1 pseudogene is annotated in these 665 nt (G+C 36.8%); it reads left to right on the forward strand.

Annotated elements, in window-relative coordinates:
• Positions 1-665: pseudogene (locus B371_RS23885) on the forward strand (transposase); the annotation flags it as partial.

Here is a 665-nt window from a genome sequence, read left to right on the forward strand (position 1 = left end):
GTGGACGCCACTCATACAAAAGCGCGTTACAATCAAAAGTACCCAAAAGAGTTTTTACAAGAGAAGTCAAAAAATGTCCGAAAAGCAATCTATAAAATCGATGAGTCGATGAAACATAAGTTTCCTGCAAAAAATACGAGGAACGAGGTAAACGATGAAGTAACTTACTGTGAAAAATTAATTGCCGTAATTGAAAAGGAACCACAAGTCACACAAGTACCCGCTGTCAAAGAACGGTTAAATATGTTAAAAGAAGTTGTCGAGGATTATCAAGTGCACCTTTCCTATTCCTCAGATATCGATGCACGAAAAGACCATAAATAAGCTTGATTCATCTTTCTTTGGCTATAAAACACATATTGCGTTAAGTAATGAGCGAATCATTACAGCGGCAGTCATCACGACAGGTGAAAAAGGTGATGGCAAGTATAGAATTGATTGAAAAAAGTAAACAAGCAGATATGGAAGTAGACACAGTTATTGGAGATACAGCTTATTCAGAGAAAGCAAATATTGACTATACAAAAGCAGAACAAATTAGACTGGTCTCCAAGTTAAATCCCCCTATATCTGAAGGCAATCGAAAAGAAGAAGACAAATTTGAATACAACAAGGATGCCGGGCGATTTGTTTGTAAAGCAGGACATTTAGCAGTACGAAAAGCA

Source organism: Paenisporosarcina sp. TG20, from assembly GCF_000286315.1.
Taxonomy (GTDB): domain Bacteria; phylum Bacillota; class Bacilli; order Bacillales_A; family Planococcaceae; genus Paenisporosarcina.